Below are 5,217 nucleotides of genomic sequence, written 5' to 3'. Positions count from 1 at the left end.
GTGGGACATTTCTCAGATATCCGCGTGACAACGGGGGGATTCTGCACGATCGCCGATACCGATGAGGAGGCACTAGCTCAGGTACCTGAAGCAGCGAGAAAAGGTCTGAGTGATACATCTCTGGTTGGCAGCCCAGCGACGGTTCGTGATCGAATCTCCACGTTGGAATCCATGGGAGTTGATGAAATTATTATTAACTTCCCCTTCCCCAGTGCGAAAAATCTGGAGCCTATGCGCCGCTTCGCCAAAGAGTTTATCGCGTAACATGGCTCATTTCCGGTTGGGCATCCTGGTGAACTTCGCCATGATACCCAACTGGGAGTGACATAAGCTTGATACTCTTATAAAAGATTTACCGGAGGGACAATTTGTGGGTGACCGGCAAGGAATCCACCGTCAACCGGCAGAGCGACTCCGGTGATAAACGAAGCTGCCGGTGAAGCCAGGAAACAGACCGCCTCCGCGATCTCTTCTGGCAGCCCGAAGCGTTGTTGGGGGGTCTTCTCCAGAAGGCTCCGCCGATATTCAGGACGTTGTAAGATTGCTGTGGTCATCGCGGTATCGATATACCCTGGACTCACTGCGTTGACGCGAATATTGTATTTGGCCCATTCCACCGCAAGGACTCTGGTATATTGTAGCAGTGCACCTTTAGAGGCCGCATATGCCCCTAAATTTGGAGTGACCACGTGAGAATTCATGGATGTGATGTTCACAATGGCACCTGATCCCTGCTCGATCATTCTTCGTCCGATCTCCTGCGATACTCTGTAAGCGCCTGTGATATTGATATTGAGGATGCGCTCCCAGTCTTCTTCTGGAAATGATTCCGCCGGTAGACGTGTGTTCACGCCGGCACAATTAACGAGAATATCGATGCGTTGATGCCGGTCCCATACCTGCTCCGTAAAATGTATCACACTTTCACGATCAGCCACGTCCAGGGCATAGCCGGATGCCTGGCCGCCATTCTTCTGAATTTCATCGGCTGTATTTTCTATCTCGGATTCGCTTCGGCTGCCAATAACGACGATGGAGCCATATTCAGCAAATTTTTGGGCAATGGCACGGCCAATACCTCGACCTCCACCGGTAATCACGGCGATCTGGTTGTGTAGTCCTCTCATAGTGAATCTCCTGCTCTTTTTGACTATCTCCCCACGCACACTAAACTTTCCCACGATAGTTGCTCTATGGTGACATTCATCTCTTACCACCTGTGGAGACCCCTGCGTTTACGCATGGGGAGGAAACAGCGTTCCTTTCTTCATACTGGTCTCTTCTTTGTGTAAATAAAGCAATCAATGCTAGAACAAGATTTTATACTACCTTGTCTCCTTCATATTTGCAATATTGTGCAAGTGCAATCAACGAGCCAGCGGAAGAACCAACTTATCGATAGAGGCCACAAGAAAGGCCGGACCAGCGGCTGCCTGCTTTGAAACTGTGGGTATCGAAACGCCGGCCTCGGCTGCGATATCAGCGATTGTAATTCTTCGTTTCATTGTCCTCACCTTTTTCGCTTTATTGTTCAAAAATTTCTTCGCTTATCAAGAAATATACTATAATTTTATTTTATCGCCAATTACAATTTAAGTCACTTAAAAACATTTTGCTAACTTACTTTTATGCAAGGCGTTTAATATTGACAATAAAACTCCTATATGTTAATCTCATTTTAAAGCAAAAAGTACAAAAATTCAGGCATCCATCCGCGAAACTTATTTAATGGTTGTAGGTCCACTTGAAGATGTGAATTCTCTTCTAAACACATACCTGATTTGAAGAAAGGATGTTTTGCTTTTCTCCTATCCATAAAAATGCCATCGTTAGGCAGGCTCGTTTAAGCAGATTCCGCGTTATTTTGTAGTAATCCTGAGTGAAAAATAAAGCACCACGAATGGTATCGATTCCTGACATTCTCATTTTTTGTTCTGGTAACGAACACCTTGTTATCTTTTTCATTGTCTCATGTGGCGGTTTTCACCGTAGAAAGGACGCTACCCATGAGAGATACTCTCAAAATCGCTTCTGCACCACTCAGCCGTCGTCGCTTCTTGATCAATTCCGCAATGACCGCCGGGGTCACTATAGGGGCCGGAGCGCTGTTGGATGCTTGCGATACCTCTACTACCTCGAATTCGTCTGGTGGTAGCGCTACTACATTGACAGTCATGTATCTGAACAATGAGTTTCTGCCCGCCTACATCACTGATTTCCAGAAGGCTAATCCCAACATTAAACTTAAATTCCTCACCTACGATCAAGCTCGTTTGAACGCTATGTTCGCCGCCGGTCAACCACCCGACTTCATTCGTACTGTTGGTGCTTCAGAGATGCCCTACTGGAGTTCGCGTGGCGTCGCACAGGACCTCTCGCAGTATTTCGCTAAAAGCTCGGTCATCAAGGAAGATGATCTGGAACCGGTCAACGATGTATACCGTTGGGATGGCAAATCTCAGGGGCAGGGCGCACGCTATGGTATGGCTAAAGACTGGTCGCTGGATGCCATGATGTGGTATAACGAAAAAATATTTAAACAGGCTGGTGTGTCCGTTCCCAGTTCCACAGACGCCCTGTCCTACGATGAACTTCTTGCCATCGGCAAAAAGTTGACCGTGCGTAAGAATGGTAAAATTCAGATCTATGGTCTCGATGCCGAGTACGGCTTCTTTATGCAGGGCCACCTTTTACAAATGATTGCCCAGCAGGGTGGACAACTCTTCAGCACCGATCTCTCCCAAGCTGATTTCTCAACTCCTGAAGCTCGTAAGGCCGTGAAGTTCTATGTTGACTTCGCACAGGCGCACGTTGGACCCTCCCCGCTTGATCCCGACGCAGCCGGTGGCTACAACCTGTTTACCGCCGGTCGCGTTGGTATGATCGCCTTTGGCTACTGGTATGGTGGCGCTATAGCGACCCAGACCAATGGCATCGGTTCCAGTTCCGGCATGATGCCCGCGCCGCAGATGGGTTCTACTCGTATAAGTACCTGTATGTCGGGAACCGGGGCCTGGATTCCCGCTGCCAGCAAAAACAAAGATGCTGCCTGGAAAGTCATGGAGTACTTCATGGCAGGCAAACCTTCCCATGATCGTGCGCAAAGTGGCTGGGGCGTGCCTGCGCTCAAATCCCTGATATCAGAGATGCCACAGGGCAAGCCGTATCAAAAAGAGGCTTTCCAGGCCTTACAGCATGAGATGCAGTACCAGAAAACGCTTGGTTTCTCCCCCTATATCACCGATGACGGTTTCAATGCCGCTTTTGCTAAAGCCATTGAGCCGGTAATGCGTGGTCAGTCTACCCTTGACCAGGGCATTAAACAGCTCAATCAAAGCATAAACAAGCTCTTGCAGCAAGGCAAACAGCAAGCTGGCAGTTAGTTCTTTTTATTTGCTGTGGTTGCATAGTGGCGCTGCGCGCCACTATGCAACCACAGCAAAAGAAGGCAGTACAGAAAGGGTGTCTATGGACACGCTGACTTCTCAAAGAAGCACCGGAACGGCGCGTAGCGTGCGTCCACCAGCTACTCATCGCAAGCGCTGGTCGCGCTACTCTAATAGAACCTTTTACCTCTTTATCTCGCCCTGGGTGCTGGGGTTCCTGGCCCTCACCGTGATTCCTCTGGTCTATGCTCTGGTGGTCAGTTTTACCAATTTTGATGGTATTTCAACGCACTGGCGCTTTATTGGCCTGGCTAACTATGCCGAACTGTTATCAACCGCTGACACGTGGTATAGCCTTTCACGTACGTTGCTCTATGCCGTAATTACTGTTCCGCTCTCTGTCGCTGGTGGACTGGGCCTGGCTATCCTGCTCAATCAGCGGATAAAGGCTGTGGGTCTCTTGCGCACGATTTTCTATCTGCCCTCAATTGTGCCTGTGGTCGCCTCGGCTATTATGTGGAAATTAATCTTAGATCGTGATGCCGGTGCCCTTAATGCCATACTTGAACCGTTTGGCTTTCCCGTGCTGACCTGGCTCGTTGATCCCTACGTATTCTATGCCTTGATTATCCTGGTCCTGTGGGGACTAGGTGGTGGTATGGTAATCTCGCTGGCTGGTCTGCAAGGCGTTCCATCTGAACTGCGTGAAGCCGCCCGTGTCGATGGGGCCAATGCCTGGCAAGCTTTCCGCCATGTGACGCTTCCCTTGCTCTCTCCAGTCCTGTTTTTCCAGGTTGTCACCGGCATGATTGCCTCTCTACAAACTTTTGTGCAGCCACTGCTATTATCGCAGAACAACGGCGCGGCTTCGGCTAACGCTGTTCCGCGTAGCAACTATCTGTATATGGTCAATGTTTACCAGCAGTTCTTCTATGATAATCGTTTTGGCTTTGGCTCGGCGATGCTGTGGGTGCTCTTCCTTATTGTGTTGGCAATCACCCTGCTGGTGTTCCGCACGAGCACCTTCTGGGTCTACTATGAAGTAGACCGTAATGAATAGACTATTAAGGAGGAACCATGCGCTATGCAAAGTTCAGCATCTACTCCCAGGAGCCGCAGAACGCTTACGGGTTTAAGTGATATCTGGAAATATATTATCCTGCTGGTCCTGGCAATGCTCTTTGTCGGACCATTCTACTGGCTGCTTGCGACGGCACTTAAAGATCAATCCGAGCTGGCTGCATATCCGGTCCATTTCTGGCCGCTTATCCCTCGTTGGCTCAATTTTCTGCAAGCTCTTACTATGATCAATTATACAGCCTACGCTGCTAATTCTTTCATCCTGTCCACTATCTTTTCTGTTCTAACAACGATGACGAGTGCATTTGTAGGCTTTGGGTTTGCACGCTTACGCGGTAAAGGCAAACGTCAACTCTTCTTAATCATGCTCTCGACTCTGATGCTGCCGCAAATTGTTACGATTATTCCAACCTACGTCATTTTTTCACGCCTGGGCCTGGTTGATACGTACTGGCCGTGGGTGCTCTGGGGTCTATCCAGCTCTCCGTTTTTGAGCTTCCTCTTCCGCCAGTTTTTCAGCAGCATCCCTTCAGAACTGGAAGAGGCCGCGATTGTTGATGGCTGTGGCTATGGACGTATCTTCTGGCAGATCTTTCTGCCTCTATCGGTGCCAGTGATTGTTACCTCGCTCATCTTCTCGTTTACTGGAGTCTGGGGCGACTATATTTCTCCCTCGCTCTTCTTGAGCCAGAACAATACGACCCTGGCCGTGGCGATGAGTTCCGGTTACTCGGACCCGCATGGTTTCCCC

The 5,217-nt window shown here is 49.3% G+C and carries 5 protein-coding genes and 1 pseudogene; 4 read left to right on the top strand and 2 right to left on the bottom strand.

Going from position 1 to position 5,217, the window contains the following annotated elements; genetic code table 11:
• Positions 1-264, top strand: a pseudogene (locus JMI88_RS39060) (LLM class F420-dependent oxidoreductase); the annotation flags it as partial.
• A gap of 77 nt (positions 265-341) precedes the next feature.
• Here JMI88_RS39060 and JMI88_RS39055 read toward each other — a convergent pair.
• On the bottom strand, positions 342-1,127 hold the full coding sequence (locus tag JMI88_RS39055; RefSeq protein ID WP_201367499.1) for an SDR family NAD(P)-dependent oxidoreductase: 786 nt from the start codon (positions 1,125-1,127) through the stop codon (positions 342-344).
• A 240-nt stretch (positions 1,128-1,367) separates the two neighbouring features.
• A complete protein-coding gene (locus JMI88_RS39050; protein WP_201367498.1) occupies positions 1,368-1,505 on the bottom strand; it encodes a LacI family DNA-binding transcriptional regulator in 138 nt (45 codons plus the stop codon).
• Between the two features lie 501 nt (positions 1,506-2,006).
• On the opposite strand from JMI88_RS39050, the gene JMI88_RS39045 reads away from it, so the two are divergent.
• The 3 genes from JMI88_RS39045 to JMI88_RS39035 all read left to right on the top strand — a co-directional run.
• On the top strand, positions 2,007-3,383 hold the full coding sequence (locus JMI88_RS39045) for an ABC transporter substrate-binding protein (RefSeq protein WP_201367497.1): 1,377 nt from the start codon (positions 2,007-2,009) through the stop codon (positions 3,381-3,383).
• 85 nt (positions 3,384-3,468) lie between these two features.
• Positions 3,469-4,446, top strand: coding sequence for a carbohydrate ABC transporter permease (locus tag JMI88_RS39040; protein WP_201367496.1), 978 nt, complete (start codon positions 3,469-3,471; stop codon positions 4,444-4,446).
• Positions 4,447-4,470: 24 nt separating this feature from the next.
• On the top strand, positions 4,471-5,217 hold a 747-nt coding region (locus JMI88_RS39035; RefSeq protein ID WP_201367495.1), incomplete at its 3' end, for a carbohydrate ABC transporter permease.

The sequence above is a fragment of the Dictyobacter formicarum genome, assembly GCF_016587435.1.
The sequence above is the reverse complement of the archived record's forward strand: the minus strand, read 5'-3'. Positions and strand labels throughout refer to the sequence as shown.